Source organism: Tabrizicola thermarum (genome assembly GCF_003574395.1).
Lineage (GTDB): Bacteria > Pseudomonadota > Alphaproteobacteria > Rhodobacterales > Rhodobacteraceae > Tabrizicola > Tabrizicola thermarum.
The window spans coordinates 188472-211067 of sequence record NZ_QMJY01000013.1 but is presented as its reverse complement, the minus strand read 5'-3'; the positions used below and the strand labels follow the sequence as shown (position 1 = coordinate 211067).

Genomic DNA, 22596 nt, shown 5'->3' with positions numbered 1-22596 from the left:
TGTCCCCGGGCGGGAACCGGCGGCCCGGCAGAGGCGTTGGATTGCAGGCGCCGCGTGGGGTGCCGCCGGAGAGGACGCATGGCCGACAGAGGCAAGACCCCGACAGGAACGCCGACCGTGACGCCGACCTTGACCCTGGCGAATGATGCGGCCCTGTCGCTGCTGTCCCGGCAGGACCTGGTGCCGGACGCAACCCGGCTGGTCGTTGTCGGGACCTCGCCCCTGCGCATGGCGCTGGCCGAGGTAGCCTTTCCCGAGGCCGAGCTGGTCTGCGCCGATCCGGGTCAAAGCGCGGCGCTGGCCATGCTGGAGGACAAGCTGCGCGCGATGGGACGGCTTGACCGGCTGGTGCTTGCAGGGGACGGTGCCGACAGTGCGGCGATCTTTGCGCTGATGCGGGTGATCGTGGCCTTCGTGCCAGCGCTGCGCAGCGCGCCGGGCGGCAGCATCCACCTTGCCGTTCGGCCCGGCGCCTCGGTCGGCGCGCTGCGTCAGTTCCTGCGCCGGATGCAGCCGACGATGGACCGCCAGAACATCGACGTGAGGCTGGTGGTCTTGACCGCCGTTGCCAACTGACCTGACGGATCGTCCGACAGTGGCCCGGCTTGCGGGCCGCGCATGAAAAAGGGCCGCGACAGTGTCGCGGCCCAGGGGACAGGAAGACGGGAGGGATGGACCGCTTCCCTGGGGACAGAGTGTCAGCGCGTCATCGCGCCGCGCACGAGCGAGATGACGAACAGGATGAGGAACACGACGAAGAGGATCTGCGCGATGCCCGCAGAGGTGCCGGCGATGCCGCCGAAGCCGAGGACACCGGCGATGATCGCGATGATGAGGAAGGTAACAGCCCAGCCGAGCATGTGAGGTCTCCTTTGGTCAGGGGTGGCTCGTCAGGAGCCGGATTGCGTATCTGGTCGACAACTCGGCCGACGGGCTTTGGTTCCCGGCGGATGCGGCGTCGGGATCGCGGGCTTAATCCGCGCCGTCTGGAGCGGTTCGGGAACCGGATCGCCTGCGCGGGGTTGTCAGGTCAGTGAACGCGCCGTGAGGGCGCAGGCAAATCCCCGTGCGGAAATCAGGAGACAAGGGCCATGACCCAGATCTACAAGCAGACTTCGGAAGACAAGGTGATGCGCGCGCTTGACACTGCGGGCGACACCGCGCGCGAGATGACCGACACGGCGACCGATGCGGTCGAGTCCGGTGTCGATACGATCAGGCGCAAGGTGGCGGACGCCAAGGCGGCCATCGTTTCAGGCGCGGGGTCGACCTTCGAGACCGTGAAGGACGTGGCCGTCGAAAAGGCCGATGCGGCGCGCGAAAGCCTGTCGGATGCGGGCGAACGGCTGGCGGCCACGCTGGAGCGCGCCTCGGCCGAAGCGGAGGGCGATGCGCTGCGGTCGCGGGTGCTGTCCTCGGTGGCACAGGGTCTGACCAGCGCGTCGGATGCGCTGCGCGACAGGTCGGTAAGCGATCTGGCCGCCGACATCAGGACGCTGGCCAGGCGGCATCCGGGTGCCTTCATGGCGGCCGCCGCCGTCGTGGGCTTTGCCGCCGCGCGTTTCGTGCGGTCGTCTGCTGCGCGTGCGCGCCGTGTGTCGTCGCAGGAAGCGGGTCGGGGACCCGGTCTCTGATGCGCGATCAGTCGCCTGAAAGCGACACGGGCGTCGCCGGGCTGTTCTCGGAGGTCCTGGCGGCTGTCGGGCGTCTGGTGCAGGGCGAGCTTCGGCTTGCCCGGGCCGAGGCGGCCGACAGCCTGCGCTCGGTCGGTGCGGGGCTGGCGAAGCTTGCGGCGGCAGGGGTGATCGCGCTGGTCGCGCTGAACCTTCTTGCCGGGGCAGCGGTCGCGGCGCTGGTGGAGGCGGGCCTTGGCGCCGTCGGCGCGGCGCTTGCGGTCGGGTTGGTCCTTGCGCTGGTCGCGCTTTTGCTGGGGCTGGCGGGGCGGTCGGAAGTGCAGCTGCGCGGGCGGAAACCGCGCCGGTTCCTCGATGGCCTTCGGCGCGATGCGCAGGCGGTGCGGGCCGGTTTCAGACAGGAAGGAAGCCCGGATGTCTAGCCAATCCATCCAGGACATCGAACGGTCGCTGGAACGCGACCGGCTGGCCCTGGCGCAATCGGTTGCCGCCCTGAGAGAGCGGTTGCGGCCGGCCAACCTCATCTCGGAGGGCAAGGCGGCGGTGAAGGCGAAGGCATCGCCGCTTGTGGCGGACCTGGACCGGAGCCTGCGCAGCCGTCCCGTGGCGGTGGCCGTGGCCAGCCTGGCTGTCGCGGCCCTTGTGGTGGGGCGCCGCACGGCATCCCGTGAGGCGGACCCCGCGCCCGAGGCCCCGGCTCTGGCCGGGACGAGGTTCGAGGCGCTGACCCGCTGGGAAGACGAGGGCGGCCCTCCGGCGCCCGAGACGGTGGAGCCCGACGAGGACTGGATGGTCGAAGCCACGGGCCTTCGCGCGAGGGCTCAGGCACTTCTGGCGCGGATCGACGATGCGGCGCGGCGCGGGCTGGCGCCGGCCGCCGATCTGGCACGGCACCGCGCCGAGATTCTGGCAGCCCTTGCCGCCGACATGCGCGCCGCTTTGGCCAAGGGGCTGGACAGTCTGGACGACGCCGCGCGGACAGAGGCCATCGCGGCCCGCGAGCGGATCCATGCTGTGCGGTTCGGCGTGGCAGAAAAGAGCCGCGAGGCGGTCGAGGGGCGGCCGCTGATGGTCGGGGCGGTCGTGGCGGCAGCGGGCGCGCTGGTCGCATGCCTGCTGCCGCCGACCCGAACCGAGAACCGCCTCTTCGGCAAGGCGCGGGATCGGCTGGCCGATGACGTGACCCGGATGGCCCGGCAAGAGGTGATGCAGGCCAGCGATCTGGCACGCAGCCTGAGCCGGGCGTTCCAGAGCGACCTGAGCCGCGCGGCGGGCCTTTTCACCGCGTCCCGCGATGACGAGCGTCCGACGCGCCCGCACTGACGTCCTGCCCGGCTGCCCACGGGGGGCCGGGCAGCCCTTGCGGGGTCAGGTCGGCTGTCGCGGGAAGGCAAGTTCGACGGTGATGACCTCGCCATCCCGCCGCAGGGACACCGTCCCGCCCAGTTGCGCCGCGAACTGGCGCAGCATCCGTTGCGGCAGCGCCGACAGGCCCGAGGTCGTGCCGGGCAGAAGCTCTGGCACCACCGGCCCTTCGACGCGCAGATGCACCTTGCCGTCGGCTTCGGACAGCGACACGAGAACCGCCTGTTCCGTCAGCCCCGGCCGCGAGAAGTAGCAGCCCACCGTCTCGGCCAGGGCAAGCGCAAGCGGCACGGCGGATTGGGCATCCATCCGCACCGGCTGGAACTGCTTGTTCGCAACCCCGAGTCCGACGCCGTGGATCTCCTTCAGCCGCTTGACCACGTTGCTCAGCACCATGTCCACCGCGATGTCCTGCCGGCCCGCCATCGCGTAAAGGCTGGTATGGGTGGACGACAGCGCGATCACCCGGTTGATGAGGCCGTCCAGCACCCGGCGCAATTCGGGGTCCGTCGTCTCGCGCCGGTACATCCGCATCACCGAGGCCATGATCTGCAGGCTGTTGCCGCTGCGATGGTCGATCTCGCGCAGGAGGGTGTCCTTGTCGAGCAAGAGGTTCTGCAGTTCGGCCTCTTCCTGTTCGATGGTCCGGATCAGGCTTTCGTAGGCATGGTACAGTCGCTGAATCTCGTGCGGCGCGCCGCTGATGTCGGGAATGAGCACCCGCTTGCGGGACGTGACATAGTCGGACATCGACCGGGCAAGGGCGCGGACATGCCGAACCACGAGACGGCTGGAGGCGAAGGCGGCGGCGGCGAGAGCTGCCATCCAGGTCAGGGCGGGGATGGTGTAGGGAATGGCGGCGTTCGTCCAGAAGCTGGCGCTGTCCTGTTTCCAGACGGACAGGAGGAACAGGTCGCGGGCGATCGGCACGACCGAGACGATGCGGCGACCGTCGGGCGTCTCGACAAAGCGCGCGGTGTCCGTCATGCCCTTGAACTCCGGCGCTTCGCCGATGCCGGGAACGGCCTGTTGCAGCCGGACATCGGGGGCGGAGGACACCAGGACCTCGCCGCCGGACGTCAGGGTTGCAAGGTATTCGGGGTTCCACTCGGCGACCGAATCGCCGTCTCCGTAGGCGGACGGCGAGATGGTGCTGTAGGCCAGCGAGATGACGACGAACCCTGTCAGCACGCCGTCCGCGTCGAAGACCGGGTGCCGCACACCAAGGATCGCACGGTTCGAAATGCTGCTGTGCGGGTCGTAGACGAGGCCCGGCACCGGCAGCGAGATCATCTGCCGGAACGCGGGATCGGCGGACAGGTCATGGACCCGGCCGTCGGAGGAACAGGTCAGAAGGCCGCTTTTCGGCACATAGGCGACAAGCGTGGCCTGCGGAATGTCGCGCGCAATGGCGGTGACCTGATCCATGCAGGATGGGCCGCCGCCGATCGAGGGCCGCGCCAGCACCGATGCCAGGACGCGCGCCGAAACCTGCGCTTCCTTGATGACCTCGATCTGCTCACGGACGGATTGCAGGGCAGCGCCGCCGACCCCTTTCAGGGTCGACTGGTCGATCTGATCCAGCGCATCGCGGGTCTGGAGGATCGACAGGGCTCCCAGCGGCAAGAGCGCGATGATGATGGTCGAGCCGAGGCGGACGCCAAGGCTGCTGTTGGACAGGAAGGATTTCCAGCGTCCGATCAAGATCCGGCCGCTGCCGAGCGCAGCACGACCGCCTGTGTCGCCCCATCACTACCCGAGAACAGGGATTCGCCCGCCTTGAGATGCAGCATCTCGGCCAGACGGCTGCGGGCCCGGCTGGCGCGGCTTTTGACGGTGCCGACCGCCACGCCCATCATTGCCGCCGCCTCTTCGCAGGAAAAACCCGAAGCGCCGACCAGGATCAGCACTTCGCGGTGCTCGGGGCTAAGCTGGTCGAAGGCGCGCTGGAATTCCTTCAGCGCCAACCGGCCATCGTGATCGGGCTTGACCGAAAGCGTGGCCGCGTGGACGCCATCGCTGTCCTGCACCTCGCGCCGGGTCTTGCGCAGGCCGGAATAGAAGGTGTTGCGCAGGATCGTGAACAGCCAGGCGTCCAGATTGGTCGCCGGGTCGAACTTGTCGATGTTGGTCCAGGCCTTCAGGATGGTTTCCTGCACCAGGTCATCGGCCCGCGACACATCCCGCGTGAGGCTGATTGCGAAGGCGCGCAGCCTGGGAATGGCCCCGGCCAGGCGGTCGCGCGGGTCGGCGGGTGCCGGGGGAACGCCGCCGCCGCTCATTCCGTGCCGCCCTTGCCGCTGCCGTCCTTCGCCTTGAGCTGGGCAAGAAGATCGCGAAAGCGGTCGGGCAACTCCTCGCTCAGGGCCTCGCGGTAGACCAGCCTGAGGTTTTCGTCGATCTGCGCCCGGATGGCCCGGCGGTCGACACCATCCTCGTTCTTGTCTTTCGTCATTGCTGGCTTCCCGCTTCTTTCGGCCCCCAACGCCCCTGGGCGCCTCTGGTTCCGAACATTTTCACCCCTTGCGATTTTTTCAGATCGCGTCGGGAACCGAACGTGGGGCCTGGCGTTTGGTTCCCGATATCAAACACAAAAACTGCAGACCAAACATGGAGACTGTCGTCATGCTCGCACAGGAAGCGGTCGACCACTCGGCGGCGGTAGCGCGCCAGCTGCCCTATCTGCGTCGCTATGCGCGGGCGCTGACCGGAAACCAGACCAGCGGCGACCAGTATGCGCTGGCCGTGCTGGAGGCCGTCGTTGCCGATCCGGCCCTGCTGACGGCGCATGGCGACCCGCGGGTTTCGCTGTTTGCGGTGTTCCATTCGATCTGGACGACCTCGGGCGCGCCGGTGGCCGAGGCGGAGGACGATCTGTCGGGCAAGGCGCAGGCGCATCTGGCCGCCCTGACGCCCAATTCGCGCGAGGCGTTGCTTCTGACCACGATCGAAGGCTTCGGGGCCGCGGACGTGGCGGCGATCATGGGGATTTCCGGCGACGAGACAGCCGGGCTGATCGACATTGCCGTGCGCGAGATGGAACAGTCGGTGCGCGGGTCGGTCCTGGTGATCGAGGACGAGGCGATCATCGCGATGGACATCACGGCGATCGTCGAAGGCATGGGGCATCGCGTGACCGCGACCGCGCGCACCCACCGCGAGGCGGTGCGGATGGCGACATCGGAGCGGCCGGACCTGATCCTGGCCGACATCCAGCTGGCGGACAATTCTTCGGGCATCGACGCGGTGAAAGACATCCTCGGCCAGTTCGGCGACATCCCGGTCATCTTCATCACCGCCTTCCCCGAACGACTGCTGACCGGCGCGCGACCGGAACCGGCCTTCCTGATCAACAAGCCCTATACCGAGGAACAGGTCCGTTCGGCTGTCAGCCAGGCGATGTTCTTCTCTTCGACCGACACGTTGCACCGCTGACCTGATCGTCGGCGCCAACGGGTCGGCTGATGAACGCCTGGCCGTCGGACCTGTGGCGCAGGGCGCAGAATGTTCTGGCCGCGGGCGATGGCCTCGCCCGCGCCTTCCCGTCCGTTGCCGACAAGACGGTCTGGCACCTTGCGACCGGCAAGACTCCGCCAGTGTGCCGGACCTGCAACCTGACCGCGAAAAAAGTCGGAACCCGCCGCGGCATGGAACGTTGTCCCGGCATAGGCGACGTCATGGAGATGTCGCCATAACCGCAAGACAAATCAGGAGAATTTCCATGAAAGCTCTGCTTCTTTCCACCGCTCTGGCGGCCGGTTTCGTGCTGCCTGCCATCGCCCAGGACGCCCCCATGTCGCCGTTCCAGGCCGAGCCTGTCGGCCCTTCGGCCTATGCGTCCGACATCATCGGCGCGCGCGTCTATGTCAGCGAAGCCGCTCTGGACGCGGATGCCTATGCCGGCGTTCAGCAGGGCTGGGACGACATCGGTGAAGTGAACGACGTGCTTCTGGGCCGCGACGGCACGGTTGACGCAGTGCTGGTCGACATCGGCGGGTTCCTCGGGATCGGCGAGCGCCAGGTTGCCGTCGACATGGCGGCGCTGAAGTTCGTGCAGGACGATGCGACCGACGCCGACGACTGGTTCCTGGTGTTGCAGACTGACCGTGCCACTCTGGAAGCCGCCCCGGCATATCTGCGACCCGCGATGGGCGATCGCGCTGCCGTCTCGGACGCCGACAGGAATGGCATGGAGACTGTTCCGGAGGCGATGGTTGCCCCGGACGGGACCGGCATGGCAGCAGCCCCGGCCAAGGGCACGATGACGCTGCCCGAAGGCTACACCGCGATTGGCCTTGACGCCCTGACCGCCGAGACCCTGACCGGTGCGGATGTCCGCGATGCGACCGATGCGTCGATTGCCGAGGTCGCCGATCTGGTGCTTTCGCCCGAAGGCCGGGTGACGGGCGTGGTTCTGGACGTCGGCGGTTTTCTCGGGATGGGCGTCAAGACCGTGGCTCTGCCGATGGATCGTCTGACGGTGGCCAGGACCGAAGGCGGCGCGGTGCGCGTCTGGGTCGACATGACCAAGGAAGAGCTTGAGGCTTTGCCGGACTACAAGGTCTGAGCCTTCGGCAGTCGGGAAAGAGGCCCGCGTCGTCCGCCGGACGGCGCGGGTTTTTCATGTCGCCGGCCGGGTCGCCGTGCCGACCTGCCGATGCGAGGCCCGCATCGCTGGCGGGTTGCCGCATTTGCGCGTCGAAAGGTCGGCGACAGACCCAAGCCGTCGCAGACTGCCATTGCAGCCGCGCTTCGGGTGCCGCAAAGTCGGCGGCGAACGGCGACAGGCGATCGCCCGCAGATGGTAGGGAGGCGCTATGCGATACCACACCCCAACAAGCTTCAGCGACGCAGCCGCCATTGCGGCGGCATCTTCCGGGACCTTGCGCTTTCTGGCGGGGGGGACCGATGTGCTGGTGCAGATGCGCGCCGGGATGGTGCAGCCGGACGATCTGATCGACCTCAAGCACATTCCGGGCGTGGACAGGATCGAACGCACAGCGGAAGGCGGCTGGAAGATCGGCATCGCGGTGCCGGGGATCGTGCTGGGCGGCCATGCAGAGCTGATGCGGGACTGGCCGGGGGTCGTCGAGGGGATGAACCTTGTGGGGTCAACGCAGGTGCAGGGCCGGGCAACCCTGGCGGGGAATCTGTGCAATGGCTCGCCTGCCGCCGATTCGGTGCCGGGCCTGATCGCTGCGGGTGCGACGGTCACGGTGACGGGGCCGAACGGATCGCGCGAGATCCCGGTCGAGGCGGTGCCTGCGGGGCCGGGGAAGACCAATCTGGCCAGGGGCGAGTTGATCTCGGCGATCACCCTGCCGCCGCGCGGAAAGAATGGGGGCGACGCCTATCTGCGCTTCATCCCCCGGACCGAGATGGACATTGCGGTCGTGGGTTGTGCGGTGAACCTGCGGCTGGACGGGGACAAGGTGGTGGAGGCGCGCGTCGCGCTGGGGGCGGTCGCTCCGACGGTCCTGTTGTCCGATGCCTGTGCAAGGGCGATCATCGGCACCACGCTGGACGATGCGGCGCTGATTGCGCTGGCCAAGGCGGCAGAGGGCGAGGCGAAGCCGATTTCGGACAAGCGCGGGACGAAGGAGTTCCGCATCGAAGTGGCGGGCGTGCTGGCTCGCCGGGCGGCGAAGATCGCCTATGACCGGGCGAAAGGGATGAAAGCATGAGCAAGATTCACGTCACCGCCACCGTCAACGGCGACCCGGTGGAGTTCCTGGCGGACCCGCGCGAGACGCTTCTGGACGCGCTGCGGAACCATCTGGACCTGACCGGCACCAAGGAAGGCTGCGGCACCGGCGACTGCGGGGCCTGTTCGGTCACTGTGGACGGCACGCTGGTCTGTTCCTGCCTGATGCTGGCGGCGGAAGCCAACGGCAAGCGGGTGGAAACCATCGAGGGCATGGCCAGGGACGGGTTGCACCCCTTGCAGCGCAAGTTCATCGAACATGCGGCCTTGCAGTGCGGCTTCTGCACTCCGGGCATTCTGGTCGCGGCGAAGGCCCTTCTGGAGCGGAACCCGGACCCGAGCGAGACCGAGATCCGCTATTGGCTTGCCGGGAACCTCTGCCGCTGCACGGGATACGACAAGATCGTCCGCGCGGTGCAGGACGCGGCGGCGGAAATGCGTCAGGACCACAGGGGGGCTGCGTGATGGCACGGGATGATGTGAAGACCGGATACAAGTACGTCGGCACCCGGCCCAACCGCCCGGATGGGCTGGACAAGGTGACGGGGCGCGCCCGGTATGGCGCGGATTTCTCGCTGCCGGGGATGCTGCATGCCGCCGTGGTGCGCAGCCCCCATGCCCACGCGCGGATCGTGAGGATCGATGCGTCCAAGGCCCTGGCGCTGGAGGGGGTGAAGGCCGTGGTCACGCGCGCCGACCTGCCTACGGGGCTGACGGGAGAGGACCTGAACCTTCAGGACAACACGCTGGCCGGGGATCGGGCTCTGTATGACGGCCACGCGGTGGCGGCGGTCGCGGCGACCACTCCGTTGCTGGCGCAGGACGCGGCGCGGCTGATCGAGGTGGAGTATGAGGTCCTGCCGCATGTGACCGATGTCGATGCGGCCATTGCGCCGGATGCCCCGGTGATCCGGCCCGGCGTGGCGGATTACTCGGTGCCCGAGGGGATGCACGGCAACGTCGCGCGCTACATGGAGTTCGGGCATGGCGATGTCGAGGCGGGCTTCGCCGCCGCCGATGTGGTGCGCGAACACACCTACCGCACCGAGGCGACGCATCAGGGCTATATCGAGCCCCATGCCGCCGTGGGCCAGCTGGGCGAGGACGGGCGCGGCGAGATGTGGGTCTGCACGCAAGGGCACTGGTACATCCGCCGGATGTGCTCTGCCGTCCTTGGCATCGAGGCGGCAAACCTGCGCGTGACGCCTTCGGAAATCGGCGGCGGCTTCGGGGGCAAGACCACGATCTTCATGGAGCCGCTGACGCTGGCCCTGTCGAAGAAGGCGGGCGGGCGCCCGGTCAAGCTGGTGATGAGCCGGTCGGAGGTGCTGCGGGCGACGGGGCCGACGGCCAGCGCCTCGATGGACGTGAAGATCGGCATGAAGAAGGACGGCACGATCACCGCCGGCCAGGTCTATTTCCGCATGCAGGGCGGCGCCTTCCCCGGCATGTCGCCCATCGGCGAGGCGCTGCCCTGCGCCTTTGCCTGCTATGACATCCCCGCGCTGAAGCATGAGGGGATCGAGATCATCACCAACCGCCCGAAGGCCGCAGCCTACCGCGCGCCGGGGTCGCCCATGGCGGCCTTCGCGGTGGAAAGCATGATCGACGAGCTGTGCCGGGAACTGGGGCTCGACCCCATCGAGGTGCGGCTGAAGAACGGGGCGCGGAACGGGTCGAAATCGTCCTATGGTCCGGTCTATGACGTGATCGGCCTTCAGGAAACGCTGGAGGCGGCGAAGGCGCATCCCAACTACAGCATCCCGCTGGGGCCGAACCAGGGCCGGGGCGTGGCCTCGGGCTTCTGGTTCAACCACGGCGGCGAGACCTCGGTCAGCTTGGCCATCGGCGAGGACGGGACGGCCACCGTGTCGATCGGCACGCCCGACATCGGCGGCAGCCGCGCCTCGATCGGCCTCATGGTCGCGGAAACGCTGGGCATCCCCTACGAGGACGTGCGGGTGAACGTGGTCGAAACCGGGGCGCTTGGGGTGAACGAGCCGACCCATGGCAGCCGGGCGACCTTTGCCAGCGGCAAGGCCGCGGTGATCGCCGCCGAGGCCGCGATCCGCGAGATGTGCAAGCGTGCGGCGGCGGAGTGGGGCATCGACGCCGAGGCGGTCGAATGGCGCGATGGCGCGGCGCACCCCGCCGGGCCGAACGCGGGCAAGTTCCCGCCCATGTCCATCGGCGAGATCGGGGCGAAGATGGGGTCCACCGGCGGGCCGATCTCTGGCCACCACGAGGTGACGGCGGGCGGCTATGGCGCGAGCTTCGGCACCCATGTCGTCGATGTCGAGGTGGACCCGGAGACGGGGCGGACCACGGTCCTGCGCTATCTGGTGGTGCAGGACGCGGGCACCGCGATCCATCCGGCCTATGTCGAGGGCCAGTATCAGGGCGGTGCCGCGCAGGGCATCGGCTGGGCCTTGAACGAGGAATATGTCTACGGCCCCGACGGTCGGTTGCAGAACCCGGTGTTCCTCGACTACCGGATCCCGGTGGCCTCCGACCTGCCGATGATCGACACGGTGATCGTCGAGGTCCCGAACCCCGGCCACCCCTACGGCGTGCGCGGTGTGGGCGAGACGGGGATCACTCCGCCCCTGCCTGCGATTGCCTCGGCCATCGCCGGGGCCACGGGGGCGCGGATCCGCAGCCTGCCCTGTTCGCCGCCCAAGGTGCTGGCGGCGATCAAGGCGCTGAAGAAGGGCTGAGGCGTGGCGCGCGTCCATCTCTGGGCCAGCCTGCGGCGCTTTGCCGACGGGCAGGAGGTGGTGGAGGTCGAGGCCGCGACCGTGGGCCAGATGCTGGATGCGCTGGAACGGGCGCATCCGGGTCTGGCGCCTGCGATCAAGGCGGGGCTGTCGGTGGCGGTGGATGGCGAGGTCATCGCCAACAACCGCGCGGCTCCGGTCAAGCCCGACAGCGAGGTCTATCTGTTGCAGCGCCTGAAGGGCGGCTGAGGAGGGCGCATGTTTCCCAACCGTCTGAAGGCGCTCTGGGCCGAGGGGCGGCCCGCGATCAACGGCTGGTTGTCCATCGCCAGCCCCTTCGCCGCCGAGATCATGGCGGCGCAGGGCTTCGATTCGCTGACCGTGGACATGCAGCACGGCGCGCTGGACTACAGCGACCTTTTGCCCATGCTTCAGGCGATGCGCGCCTCGGGCGCGGTGCTTCTGGCGCGCGTGCCCTGGCTGGAGCCGGGGATCATCATGAAGGCGCTGGATGCGGGCGCGCAGGGCATCATCTGCCCGATGGTGAACAGCGCCGAGGACGCCGCGCGCTTCGTCAGCTACCTGCGCTATCCGCCGCTGGGCGTGCGCAGTTTCGGCCCGACCCGGGCGGCCTTTGCCGCCGGGGGGGATTATGCCGCGCAGGCCAATGCCAATATCCTGGCCTTTGCGATGATCGAGACCGCCGAGGGCATGGCGAACCTCGACGCCATCACCGCCACGCCGGGGCTGGACGGGATCTATGTCGGCCCGGCGGACCTGTCGATCTCGCTTTCGGGGGGCAGGCTGGCCCCCGGCATGGACCGGGAAGAGCCCGAGATCCTGGCCGCCTTGCAGACGATCCTCGCCGCCTGCAAGCGCAACGGCCTGCGCGCGGGCTTGCATTGCGGGTCGCCCGACTATGCCGCCCGCGCCATCGGCTGGGGGTTCGACATGACGACGGTGGGCGGCGACACCAAGTTCCTGGCCAGCGCCGCCGGGGCCGCTGTCGCCGGCTTCCGCAAGCTGACCGGCGGGACGGCTGGCACGGCGGAACCGGGCGGCTACTGAGGCGGCGGACAGACCATCCTCTGCCAGGGGGCGGAGCCCATCGGCTTCCGCAAGGAACTGCGCATCCGGCGGCTGGTCGAGACGATCCACCAGTCCAGCCGCGAGGGGCGCTGGCAACAGGTGTCGTGATCCCGTCGTCCGGGCGTTTCTACAGGTAAGCGCGCGCCAGCCATCCCGCCGCGAAGCCAAGGGCGGCCAGCGCGGGCCAGAGGAAAGTGCCAAGCGACCGTTCCGGGCGCGGCGGCTGAGTCGCGGGGTTTCCGGCGCGGATCAGTTGCGCCTCGACCAGGGCGGGCAGCTTCGGGCCGAAACGGCCAAGCACCCGCGCGGTCTTGACCAGATCGCGCAGCACGGCCTTTGGTCCCACGTTCTCGCGGATGTAGCGTTCGACAATGGGACCGGCGACCTGCCAGATGTTGATGTGCGGGTCGAGGCTGCGCGCCACGCCTTCGACAACGACCATCGTGCGTTGCAGAAGGATCAGTTCGGTCCGCGTCTCCATCCCGAAGCGTTCGGTCACCTCGAAGAGATAGGCCAGCAGACGCGCCATCGAGATGCGGCTTGCGTCCATGCCGAAGATCGGCTCGCCCACTGCCCGCAGCGCCCGGGCGAATTCGTCGATGTCGCGGTCGGGCGGCACATAGCCTGCCTCGAAATGCACCTCGGCGACGCGGCGGTAATCCTTGCGGATGAAGCCCATCAGGATCTCGGCATAGACGCGGCGGGTGTATTCGTCGATCCGGCCCATGATGCCGAAGTCATAGGCGATGATGTCGCCGTTCGCCGCGATCTTCAGGTTGCCCTGATGCATGTCGGCGTGAAAGAACCCGTCGCGCAGAGCGTGGTTCAGGAACAGCTGCAATACCCGCGCGCCCAGCACCCGCCGATCGAAACCCGCCGCGTCGATCAGCGCGATGTCGTTCAGCCCGATGCCTTCGGCCCAGCCCAGCGTCATCACATTGCGGCTGGACAGGAACCAGTGCGGCTTCGGCACCTGGAACCCTTCATCCTGCGCGGTGTTCGCGGCGAACTCCGCCGCGTTCGAGCTTTCCAGCCGCAGGTCCAGCTCTCCCATCACCACGCCTTCGAAGTGCCGGATGACTTCGACGGGGCGGAGGCGACGCGAGAAGGGCGCAAGGCGTTCGATCCAGCGCGCGGCCAGATAGAAGGCGTCGATGTCCTTGCGGAAGGCGCGTTCGATGCCGGGGCGCAGGACCTTGACCGCGACCTCCTCGCCCGTCTCGGCCAGCCGGGCGCGGTGAACCTGGGCGATGGAGGCGGCGGCGACGGGGTCGGAGAATTCGCTGAACAGGGTGGCGACGGGCTGTTCCAGCTCGGCCTCGATCATCTTCTTGGCGGTTTCGACCGGGAAGGGCGGCAGCTTGTCCTGAAGATACTTCAGCTGCTGCGCCAGTTCCTCGCCCACCACATCCGGGCGGGTGGACAGGACCTGGCCGAACTTGATGTAGGCGGGGCCCAGAGCAGTCAGCGCGCGGGTCGCCGGGGGCAACGAAAGGTCGCCCTGCAAGCCCAGCCACTTGAACGGCCAGCCCAGCATCCGCGCGGCAAAGCGCAGGCGCGGGGGCGCGCGGAAGGCCTCCAGCACCACGTCCATCGCCCCGGTGCGTTCCAGCGTGGCGCCAGTGCGGATCAGACGGATGATGTTGTGGGGGCCTTTCACAGTTTCCAGCCCGAATGCAGCGCGGCGATGCCCATCGTCAGGTTGCGGTATTTCACCTGCTCGAACCCCGCATCGCGGATCATGGCGGCGAAACGCTCCTGATCCGGAAAGCGGCGGATCGATTCGACGAGATACTGGTAAGAGGCCCGGTCTCCCGCGATCACCTGGCCCATGACCGGGATCACGTTGAAGGAATACAGGTCATAGACCTTCTGCATCAGGTCGTTCGGGATCTGGCTGAACTCCAGCACCATCAGCCGCCCGCCGGGTTTCAGGACCCGGTACGCCTCGGACAGCGCGTCCGGGATGCGGGTCACGTTCCGGATGCCGAACGAAATGGTGTAGACGTCGAAACTGCTGTCGGCGAAGGGCAGGGCCATCGCGTCGCCCACCACCCAGTCGAGGCTGGCGGCCAGGCGTTCCGCCTCGGCCCGCTTGCGCCCCTCGATCAGCATCGGCTCGGTCATGTCGCAGACGACCGCGCTGGCCCCCGGCGCGCGCTTCAGGAAGCGGAAGGCCACGTCGCCGGTGCCGCCCGCCACGTCCAGGAGCCTCTGGCCGGGCCGGGGCGCCAGCCAGTCCATCATCGCGTCCTTCCACAGCCGATGGATGCCCAGCGACATCGCGTCGTTCATGATGTCGTATTTCGACGCCACCCGCGAAAAGACGCCATGCACCAGCCCGGCCTTTTCGGCCTCGGGCACGTCCTGAAAGCCGAAATGGGTGGTCTTTTCTTCGCTCATCGGGCTTGCGATCCTTGGGTCCAGCCCCTCCTTATAGTGCGCCACCGCGCGCCCGCAATGCGCCCAACTGTCCGAAAGCCGAAATGCCGGAACTGCCCGAAGTCGAAACCGTCCGCCGCGGCCTGCTGCCCGTGATGGAGGGCGCAGTCATCGCGCGCGCCGAGGTCAACCGTCCCGATCTGCGCTGGCCCTTGCCGGCGCGGATGGCGGAAAGGCTGACCGGGCAGAGGGTGACGGCCCTGCGGCGGCGGTCGAAATACCTGCTCGCCGATCTCGACAGTGGCGAGACGCTTCTGGTGCATCTGGGCATGTCCGGGCGGATGCTGGTGTCTGGCGCGCAGCTGGGGGCGTTCTACCACGACCACCCGGCGCCGCAGAAACATGACCATGTGGTGCTGCATATGGCTGGCGGGGCGCGGGTGACGTTCAACGATGCGCGCCGCTTCGGGGCGATGGACCTGATGCAGACGGACCGCGCCGCAGAGCACATGCTGCTGCGCGACCTGGGGCCGGAACCCTTCGGCAACGACTTCAACGCACCCTATCTTGCCGGGCGGCTGCGCGGGCGGCGGACCACGATCAAGGCCGCGCTTCTGGACCAGCGGATCGTGGCGGGGCTGGGCAACATCTATGTGGCCGAAACGCTGTATCGCGCGCGGATCAGCCCCCTGCGGCTGGCCGGTGACCTTGCGGAAGCGCAGGTGCATGGTCTTGTCCCCGTGATCCGCGAGGTCCTGGCCGAGGCGATCGAGGCGGGCGGATCCAGTCTGCGCGACTTCCGGCAGACCAATGGCGAGCTTGGCTATTTTTCCAAGCATTTTCAGGTTTATGACCGCGAAGGCGAGCCTTGCGAGACCTCAGGCTGCGGCGGCCGGATCACCCGCACGGTGCAGTCGGGCCGGTCGTCCTTCTGGTGCCCCGCCTGTCAGAGTTGACTTGCCAATGCGCCGTTTGGTGCTAGGAGTCCCCTCCAGTCTGCCATGAAGGAGGCCGCGATGGCCTATGAAACACTGATCGTCGAGACCGAGGACTATGTCTCGCTGATCCGGCTGAACCGCCCCGATGCCATGAATGCCCTGAACCTGACGCTGATGCGCGAGCTTGCGGCGGCGGTGACGGCGGCGGAAGCCAACGACCGCGTGCGCTGCATCGTCATCACCGGGTCGGACAAGGCCTTTGCCGCAGGGGCCGACGTGAAGGAGATGGCCGAGAAAAGCTTCATCGACGTCTATTTCGATGATCTGTTCGGGCCCGAGGCGGCGATCATCGCCAAGGCCCGCAAGCCGATCATCGCGGCGGTGGGCGGCTATTGCCTGGGCGGCGGCTGCGAGCTGGCGATGCTGGCCGATTTCATCATCGCCGCCGACACCGCCAAGTTCGGCCAGCCCGAGATCAACCTCGGCATCGTGGCCGGGATGGGCGGCACCCAGCGCCTGACCCGCGCGGTGGGCAAGTCGAAGTCGATGGACATGCACCTCACCGGCCGCTTCATGGATGCCGCCGAGGCCGAGCGTTGCGGTCTGGTCAGCCGGGTCGTGCCCGCGAAATCCCTGATCGAAGAGGCGATGAAGGCCGCGCAGAAGATCGTCGAGAAATCGGCGGTGACGGCGATGGTGGTCAAGGAATGCGTGAACCGCGCGCAAGAGACGCCGCTGGCCGAGGGCCTCTTGTTCGAACGCCGCATGTTCCACGCGATGTTCGCGACCGAAGACCAGAAGGAAGGCATGGCCGCCTTCCTGGAAAAACGCCAGCCGCAGTTCCGCGACCGCTAGACCGGGCCGCCCCCGGCTTCTCGTCGGTGCGCCAGCGAGGAGTGACGACGTCATCGACGAGCGGGGGCTTTCCATTCCCCTCGACTTCGCCTATACGCCGCCCCACATGCGCGTGGGCCCGCTTAGGCAAGAATCAGATCCATCCCTTCGGGACGGTGCCTTCTGGTCTTTCGTGCGACAGAAATGAAACCGACAGACCGCAAGGAAGCCAAGCATGGCAAACACTGAACAGTCCAAGAAACGCGCCCGCCAGTCCGAGGCCCGCTACGCCATCAACAAGGCACGCCGCTCGCGCATCCGCACCTTCCTGCGCAAGGTCGAGGAAGCCATCGCCTCGGGCAATCCCGACGCCGCCCAGGCCGCGCTGAAGGCCGCCCAGCCGGAACTCGCCCGCGGCGTGACCAAGGGCGTGCTGCACAAGAACACCGTGGCCCGCAAGATGTCGCGCCTCGCCGCGCGCGTGAAGGCCGTCGCCACCACCAAGGCTTGATCGACCCCGGTCCCGCTGCGCTGCCGGGCCGATTCCGGAACACTTCGAAACACCAGGGGCGTGCCTGAACGGGCGCGCCCCTTTGTCTTTGGCAGCGTCCGAACCGGGCTTTCCGACGCTCCGTTGCCGATTTGCCAGAGCCTTCGGATTCGGTTTTGGGGAATCCCTGTCAAGCGCGTTGTTCGGTTGCAGAGCCCGCGACGGGCTTGCTAGCGTGACCCTGCGATTCACTTCGTCTTGGGGGACATGAACGGGTCGCAAACGAAAAGCTGCTGCACGGACAAGGCGCGCCTATGCGCTGAAATCCGAGTTTTTCGTTTGTGATCAATGGATTGGAGATGGCATTCAAGCCATCCCATTGCTTGCGCTGTGGCCGCCGAACATCCGGCAGGCTGCCTGCGTTGTTCCGTCCCCCTGTCAAACCGTTGTGCTGCGGCCCGTCCGGGGCTTGCTGGCGGCTTGGTCGGACTGACTCGCTCAAAAGAAACGGGGCAGGATCGGGGCCTTTGGCTCGGGGTTCATGGAAGTGGCAGGTTTGCGAATGACGAATGAAACCTGGGGGCAGGTGCGGGAGGAGTTGATCAAGCGGGTTGGTCGGCACAACTATGCCACCTGGATCGAGCCGCTGAAGCTGTCGCAGCTGAAAAACGGCGTGGCCAGGTTCGAAGTGCCGACGACCTTCTTCGGCGACTGGGTCCAACGCAATTACGGCGACCATATCCGCACCCAGCTGTCCAGCGCCGGAGAGCCGGTCGACCGCCTCGAATTCGCCGTTGGCTCCGCCGCCCCCGTCGCGGCGCTTCCGCAGACGGCGAAATCTGCCGCACGTCCGGTCCGTGCCCGGGTGTCCGAGGAAGAGCTGCCCGGCGCGCCGCTGGATGCGCGCTTTACCTTCGATACCTTCGTGGTCGGCAAGCCGAACGAGCTGGCCCATGCCGCCGCCCGCCGGGTGGCCGAGGGCGGGCCGGTCACCTTCAACCCGCTGTTCCTCTATGGCGGCGTCGGCCTCGGCAAGACGCACCTGATGCATGCCATCGCCCATGACCTGCAGGCCCGCCGCCCGGAATTGCGCGTGCTGTATCTGTCGGCCGAACAGTTCATGTACCGCTTCGTGCAGGCCCTGCGCGACCGGCAGGTGATGGATTTCAAGGAGCTTTTCCGCTCTGTCGACGTGCTGATGGTCGATGACGTCCAGTTCATCGCCGGCAAGGATTCGACGCAGGAGGAATTCTTCCACACCTTCAACGCCCTGGTGGATGCAAACAAGCAGATCGTGATTTCCGCCGACCGCGCCCCCGGCGAGATCAAGGATCTGGAAGACCGCATCAAGTCGCGTCTGCAATGCGGGCTGGTCGTCGACCTGCATCCGACCGATTACGAACTGCGGCTGGGTATCCTGCAACAGAAGGTCGAATTCTACCGTAGCCAGTATCGCGGGCTGGTGCTGGCCGATGGCGTGCTGGAATTCCTGGCCCATCGCATCACGACCAACGTCCGTGTGCTGGAAGGCGCGCTGACGCGGCTGTTCGCCTTTGCCTCGCTGGTCGGGCGCGAGATCACGCTGGACCTGGCACAGGACTGCCTGGCCGACATCCTGCGTTCGTCCGACCGCAAGCTGACCATCGAGGAAATCCAGCGCAAGGTGGCGGAACATTACAACATCCGCCTGTCCGACATGATCGGCCCGAAACGGCTGCGCACCATCGCCCGGCCTCGGCAGGTGGCGATGTATCTGGCCAAGCAGCTGACCCCGCGCTCCCTGCCGGAAATCGGCCGCCGTTTCGGGGGGCGCGACCACACGACGATCATGCACGGCGTGCGCAAGATCGAGGAACTGATGCTGACCGACAGCCAGCTGGCCGACGATCTGCAGCTTCTGCGCCGCTTGCTTCAGGGTTGACCTCCGGGCGGCCTTGACGGCCCCCGGAAACCTCCGCACAGTCCCATCAACACTTGCGAGCCGGTGGAAACCGGATAAATTCGTCGTCCCTTCAACGGGTCGGCAGGGGGAAGCCAGATGAAACTCTCGATCGAACGCGCGACGCTTCTGAAGGCGCTGGCGCAGGCGCAGTCGGTGGTCGAACGCCGCAACACGATCCCGATCCTTGCCAACGTGCTGATCGAGGCCGAAGGGTCGCAGGTTTCCTTCCGCGCGACCGATCTGGACATCGAGGTTGTGGACCGCGCCCCCGCCATGGTCGAACGCGCCGGGGCCACGACCGTCTCGGCGGTGATGCTGCACGAGATCGTGCGCAAGCTGCCTGATGGCGCGCTGGTCAACCTGTCCGAGGACGCCGCTGCGGGCCGCCTGACCATCACTGCGGGCCGGTCGACCTTCAGCCTGGCGACGCTGCCGAAAGAGGACTTTCCGGTGATGGCCTCGTCGGAATATTCGTCGAATTTCTCGGCCCCCGCGCCGGTGCTGCGGCGGCTGTTCGACAAGGCGAAATTCGCGATCTCCACCGAAGAGACGCGCTATTACCTGAACGGCGTCTACATGCACGTGGCGCAGGGCGAGGGCGGCCGGGTGCTGCGCTGTGTGGCGACCGACGGCCATCGTCTGGCCCGCATCGACGCGCCCCTGCCCGAAGGCGCCGAGGGGATGCCTGGCGTGATCGTGCCGCGCAAGACGGTGGGAGAGCTGCGCAAACTGCTGGATGACGACGATGCCACCATCGCCGTCTCGGTTTCCGAAACGAAGGTTCGCTTTGCGACCCCGGCCATCACCCTGACGTCGAAGGTCATCGACGGGACCTTCCCCGACTACACCCGCGTCATCCCCACCGGCAACACCCGCAAGCTGGAGGTCGATGCGAGCGAATTCGCCAAGGCGGTCGACCGCGTGGCCACCGTGTCCTCGGAACGCTCGCGCGCGGTGAAGCTGTCGCTTGAGGAAGACCGGCTGATCCTGTCCGTCAACTCGCCCGATTCTGGTGCCGCCGAGGAGGAACTGGCCGTGGCCTACGGCGACGACCGGCTGGAGATCGGCTTCAACGCGAAATACCTGCTGGAGATCGCCAGCCAGGTCGACCGTGAGAACGCCGTCTTCCTGTTCAATTCTGCCGCCGATCCGACCCTGATGCGCGAAGGCAACGACACGTCCGCGGTCTATGTCGTCATGCCGATGCGGGTCTGACATCCCTTTGCACTGAAAGGGAAATCCGGTGGGCGGTCTGGCGATCGAAACCCTGACGCTCGCGCATTTCCGCAGCCACCGGGCCACGCGGCTGGCCTTTGACGGGCGCCCGGTCGCCATCGTCGGTCCCAATGGGGCCGGCAAGACGAACATCCTGGAAGCCGTCTCGCTCTTGTCCCCCGGTCGGGGCCTGCGTCGCGCCGCCGCCGAGGATCTGGCCCGCAAACCTGACGGCCTGGGCTGGAAGATTGCCGCAACGGTCCACGGCCTTTCCGCAGCGCATGACGTCGAGACCTGGGCCGAACCCGGAGAGCCTCGGCAGGTGCGCATCGACGGCAAGGCCGCCACGCAGGCGAGTCTGGGACGTATCCTGCGCGTACTCTGGTTGGTGCCCGCAATGGACCGGCTGTGGATCGAAGCCGCCGAAGGCCGCCGCAGGTTCCTGGATCGGATGACTTTGTCATTCTTCCCCGACCATGCCGAACAAACGCTCATATACGACAAGGCGATGCGGGACCGGAACCGGCTTATCAAGGATCAGGTGACCGATGCGCATTGGTACGCTGCGCTGGAATCGCAGATGGCCGAGGCCGGCGGGCATGTCACCCGCAACCGCCGCGCCGCCATCGCGCGCATTGCCGCCGCTGCCGATCCCGCCAGCGCCTTCCCCTCGGCCGACCTCACGCTGACCGGCCCGGAGGGGACCGACGAGCCGCAGGACCTTGCCCTGGCCCTGGCCGAGGGCCGCCGCCGCGACATCGCTGCCGGGCGCACCCTGGTCGGCCCGCATCGCGCCGATCTCTCGGCCCGCTATGCGGCCAAGGACATACCCGCCGACCAATGTTCCACCGGCGAACAGAAGGCGCTCCTCATCAGTCTGATCCTTGCCAATGCCCGTGCGCTGCGACAGGACCTCGGCCGCGCGCCGATCCTTCTTCTTGACGAGGTTGCCGCGCATCTTGACGAACACCGTCGCGCGGCGCTTTACGACGAACTCTGCGCGCTGGATGCCCAGGCTCTTATGACCGGCACCGAGGCCGATCTGTTCATCGCCCTGGGCGACCGGGGCCGGACTGTGAAGATCACCGAACGGGACGGCACCTCGCAGGTGGCAGGATGACCGCTGACCTTATTCCCGAACATCTGCTCACAAATGCCGAGGGTCGGGCGATCGCGGATCTTCTGGCACGCTGCTTCCGCACCGATTTCGGTGGCCGCAGCTTTTTCCAGACCCGTCATTCCTGGCGCCATGTCGTCCGGCACGACGACGCGATTGTCGCCCATCTTGCGGTTCAGCTGCGCGCCGTCCGGCTGGGAGACGACCTGCTGACCATTGCCGGAATTGCCGACGTGGCCACCGACCCCGCGCACCGGGGGCAGGGTCACGCCGCCGCGCTTCTGCAAGCGGCCCTTTCTGTCACCCGGACCTCCCCGGCAGGTTTCGCGCTGCTGTTCGGGACCGCGAAACTTTACGCCGCAGCCGGTTTTCGCCCGGCCGCCAATCCGCTGACCTATCTTGACCTGACCGGAGCGCGCACGCGGGCGCTGTGCGTCTCCGAGGCAAGCGATCACCTGCAAGTGCTTGCCTTGACGGGAAAGCCATGGGACGGAACCAGGCCCCTCGACCTTCTTGGCGGGCTGTTCTAAGCCTGCCGGATGAGCGTTTCTGTCCAACAGCTTTTTCTTTATGCGCTGGGCATGGCTGGCCTCTGGGCGGTGCCCGGTCCGGTCTGGGTCGCGCTGACCACCCGCGCGCTGTCAGGCGGCTTCGCCTCTGCCTGGCCTCTAGCCGTGGGCGTCGCGCTGGGAGACCTGATCTGGCCCCTGGCCGCGATCCTGGGCCTGACCTGGATCGAAAGCACCTATGGCGATTTCCTGCAGGTCCTGCGCTGGGTCGCGGCGGTGATCTTCCTGGTCATGGGCGTGATGCTGATCCGCAAGCCCGCCGCCAGGCTGAATGCCGAAAGCCGCCTGACCCGTCCCGGCATGTGGGCGGGCTTTTCGGTCGGCGTCGCGGCGGTCATCGGCAACCCGAAGGCGATCCTGTTCTACATGGGCGCGCTGCCGGGGTTCTTCTCTCTCGACCGCCTGACCGCCCTCGACATGGCCGCGATCATCGCAATCTCGGCGGTCATCCCGATGGTCGGAAACCTTGGCCTGGCCCTGTTCCTCGACCGGGCGCGGCAGGTGTTGTCGAGCCCGGAAAGCGTGCGGCGGCTGAACGTCACTTCGGGCATCCTGCTGATCGGCGTCGGGCTGGTCATCCCCTTCCTCTGACCACCAAAT

The 22596-nt window shown here is 67.4% G+C and carries 26 protein-coding genes; 20 read left to right on the top strand and 6 right to left on the bottom strand.

Annotated elements, in window-relative coordinates:
* Positions 1–78: 78 nt before the first annotated feature.
* A complete protein-coding gene (locus D5084_RS05865) occupies positions 79–576 on the top strand; it encodes a hypothetical protein (RefSeq protein WP_128514580.1) in 498 nt (165 codons plus the stop codon).
* A gap of 122 nt (positions 577–698) precedes the next feature.
* On the opposite strand, the gene D5084_RS05860 is transcribed toward D5084_RS05865, so the two are convergent.
* On the bottom strand, positions 699–860 hold the full coding sequence (locus tag D5084_RS05860) for a DUF1328 domain-containing protein (RefSeq protein ID WP_128514579.1): 162 nt from the start codon (positions 858–860) through the stop codon (positions 699–701).
* A 231-nt stretch (positions 861–1091) separates the two neighbouring features.
* On the opposite strand from D5084_RS05860, the gene D5084_RS05855 reads away from it, so the two are divergent.
* Genes D5084_RS05855 through D5084_RS05845 form a run of 3 tightly spaced genes read left to right on the top strand, consistent with a single transcriptional unit; the run spans position 1092 to position 2957 of the window.
* Positions 1092–1634: a hypothetical protein gene (locus D5084_RS05855; RefSeq protein ID WP_128514578.1), complete on the top strand. Its 543-nt coding sequence runs from the start codon at positions 1092–1094 to the stop codon at positions 1632–1634.
* Positions 1634–2056, top strand: coding sequence for a phage holin family protein (locus tag D5084_RS05850; protein WP_128514577.1), 423 nt, complete (start codon positions 1634–1636; stop codon positions 2054–2056). The genes D5084_RS05855 and D5084_RS05850 overlap by 1 nt, the downstream gene beginning before the upstream one ends.
* A complete protein-coding gene (locus tag D5084_RS05845) occupies positions 2049–2957 on the top strand; it encodes a DUF3618 domain-containing protein (RefSeq protein ID WP_162302389.1) in 909 nt (302 codons plus the stop codon). Before D5084_RS05850 ends, D5084_RS05845 begins: the two co-directional genes overlap by 8 nt.
* Positions 2958–3002: 45 nt before the next feature.
* Here the strand turns inward: D5084_RS05845 and D5084_RS05840 are convergent, their stop codons facing one another.
* Genes D5084_RS05840 through D5084_RS18430 form a run of 3 tightly spaced genes read right to left on the bottom strand, consistent with a single transcriptional unit; the run spans position 3003 to position 5454 of the window.
* Positions 3003–4703, bottom strand: coding sequence for a sensor histidine kinase (locus D5084_RS05840; RefSeq protein WP_128514575.1), 1701 nt, complete (start codon positions 4701–4703; stop codon positions 3003–3005).
* Positions 4700–5281, bottom strand: a complete 582-nt coding sequence (locus D5084_RS05835; protein ID WP_128514574.1) for an RNA polymerase sigma factor — start codon at positions 5279–5281, stop codon at positions 4700–4702. Before D5084_RS05835 ends, D5084_RS05840 begins: the two co-directional genes overlap by 4 nt.
* The gene (locus D5084_RS18430; RefSeq protein ID WP_162302388.1) at positions 5278–5454 is read right to left on the bottom strand and encodes a NepR family anti-sigma factor; all 177 of its coding nucleotides are present in this window, start codon (positions 5452–5454) and stop codon (positions 5278–5280) included. Before D5084_RS18430 ends, D5084_RS05835 begins: the two co-directional genes overlap by 4 nt.
* Before the next feature lie 170 nt (positions 5455–5624).
* On the opposite strand from D5084_RS18430, the gene D5084_RS05830 reads away from it, so the two are divergent.
* The 8 genes from D5084_RS05830 to D5084_RS05795 all read left to right on the top strand — a co-directional run bounded on the left by D5084_RS05830 (position 5625) and on the right by D5084_RS05795 (position 12488).
* Positions 5625–6434: a response regulator gene (locus D5084_RS05830; protein ID WP_128514913.1), complete on the top strand. Its 810-nt coding sequence runs from the start codon at positions 5625–5627 to the stop codon at positions 6432–6434.
* Between the two features lie 29 nt (positions 6435–6463).
* The gene (locus D5084_RS05825; RefSeq protein WP_128514573.1) at positions 6464–6694 is read left to right on the top strand and encodes a hypothetical protein; all 231 of its coding nucleotides are present in this window, start codon (positions 6464–6466) and stop codon (positions 6692–6694) included.
* 26 nt (positions 6695–6720) lie between these two features.
* Complete coding sequence (locus D5084_RS05820) at positions 6721–7566, top strand: PRC-barrel domain-containing protein (RefSeq protein ID WP_128514572.1); 846 nt, start codon at positions 6721–6723, stop codon at positions 7564–7566.
* A 250-nt stretch (positions 7567–7816) separates the two neighbouring features.
* Positions 7817–8683 carry an FAD binding domain-containing protein gene (locus D5084_RS05815; protein WP_128514571.1) on the top strand — a complete coding sequence of 289 codons (867 nt, stop codon included), beginning with the start codon at positions 7817–7819 and terminating at the stop codon, positions 8681–8683.
* Positions 8680–9168, top strand: a complete 489-nt coding sequence (locus D5084_RS05810) for a (2Fe-2S)-binding protein (RefSeq protein WP_128514570.1) — start codon at positions 8680–8682, stop codon at positions 9166–9168. Before D5084_RS05815 ends, D5084_RS05810 begins: the two co-directional genes overlap by 4 nt.
* Entirely contained in the window at positions 9168–11420 is a 2253-nt protein-coding gene (locus tag D5084_RS05805; protein WP_128514569.1) for a xanthine dehydrogenase family protein molybdopterin-binding subunit, read from the top strand. Before D5084_RS05810 ends, D5084_RS05805 begins: the two co-directional genes overlap by 1 nt.
* Positions 11421–11423: 3 nt before the next feature.
* A complete protein-coding gene (locus tag D5084_RS05800; RefSeq protein ID WP_128514568.1) occupies positions 11424–11669 on the top strand; it encodes a MoaD/ThiS family protein in 246 nt (81 codons plus the stop codon).
* A 9-nt stretch (positions 11670–11678) separates the two neighbouring features.
* A complete protein-coding gene (locus D5084_RS05795; RefSeq protein ID WP_128514567.1) occupies positions 11679–12488 on the top strand; it encodes an HpcH/HpaI aldolase family protein in 810 nt (269 codons plus the stop codon).
* 148 nt (positions 12489–12636) lie between these two features.
* Here D5084_RS05795 and ubiB read toward each other — a convergent pair whose 3' ends face one another.
* Together ubiB and ubiE are read right to left on the bottom strand one after the other, a co-directional pair.
* On the bottom strand, positions 12637–14169 hold the full coding sequence (gene ubiB / locus D5084_RS05790) for a 2-polyprenylphenol 6-hydroxylase (RefSeq protein ID WP_128514566.1): 1533 nt from the start codon (positions 14167–14169) through the stop codon (positions 12637–12639).
* On the bottom strand, positions 14166–14912 hold the full coding sequence (gene ubiE, locus D5084_RS05785) for a bifunctional demethylmenaquinone methyltransferase/2-methoxy-6-polyprenyl-1,4-benzoquinol methylase UbiE (protein ID WP_128514565.1): 747 nt from the start codon (positions 14910–14912) through the stop codon (positions 14166–14168). Before ubiE ends, ubiB begins: the two co-directional genes overlap by 4 nt.
* A gap of 83 nt (positions 14913–14995) precedes the next feature.
* On the opposite strand from ubiE, the gene mutM reads away from it, so the two are divergent.
* From mutM to D5084_RS05745, 8 genes are all read left to right on the top strand, one after another.
* Entirely contained in the window at positions 14996–15847 is an 852-nt protein-coding gene (gene mutM, locus D5084_RS05780) for a bifunctional DNA-formamidopyrimidine glycosylase/DNA-(apurinic or apyrimidinic site) lyase (RefSeq protein ID WP_128514564.1), read from the top strand.
* 60 nt (positions 15848–15907) lie between these two features.
* Positions 15908–16684, top strand: coding sequence for an enoyl-CoA hydratase (locus tag D5084_RS05775; RefSeq protein ID WP_128514563.1), 777 nt, complete (start codon positions 15908–15910; stop codon positions 16682–16684).
* A 214-nt stretch (positions 16685–16898) separates the two neighbouring features.
* Positions 16899–17174 carry a 30S ribosomal protein S20 gene (gene rpsT / locus D5084_RS05770; protein ID WP_128514562.1) on the top strand — a complete coding sequence of 92 codons (276 nt, stop codon included), beginning with the start codon at positions 16899–16901 and terminating at the stop codon, positions 17172–17174.
* Positions 17175–17715: 541 nt separating this feature from the next.
* Positions 17716–19074: a chromosomal replication initiator protein DnaA gene (gene dnaA / locus D5084_RS05765; RefSeq protein WP_128514561.1), complete on the top strand. Its 1359-nt coding sequence runs from the start codon at positions 17716–17718 to the stop codon at positions 19072–19074.
* A 117-nt stretch (positions 19075–19191) separates the two neighbouring features.
* Positions 19192–20310 carry a DNA polymerase III subunit beta gene (gene dnaN, locus D5084_RS05760; RefSeq protein WP_128514560.1) on the top strand — a complete coding sequence of 373 codons (1119 nt, stop codon included), beginning with the start codon at positions 19192–19194 and terminating at the stop codon, positions 20308–20310.
* 28 nt (positions 20311–20338) lie between these two features.
* Positions 20339–21430 (top strand): DNA replication/repair protein RecF, encoded by a 1092-nt coding sequence (gene recF / locus D5084_RS05755; RefSeq protein WP_128514559.1) that lies wholly within the window; start codon positions 20339–20341, stop codon positions 21428–21430.
* The gene (locus D5084_RS05750) at positions 21427–21957 is read left to right on the top strand and encodes a GNAT family N-acetyltransferase (RefSeq protein ID WP_128514558.1); all 531 of its coding nucleotides are present in this window, start codon (positions 21427–21429) and stop codon (positions 21955–21957) included. Before recF ends, D5084_RS05750 begins: the two co-directional genes overlap by 4 nt.
* Before the next feature lie 9 nt (positions 21958–21966).
* Entirely contained in the window at positions 21967–22587 is a 621-nt protein-coding gene (locus D5084_RS05745) for a LysE family translocator (protein ID WP_128514557.1), read from the top strand.
* The last annotated feature ends 9 nt before the right edge of the window (positions 22588–22596 follow it).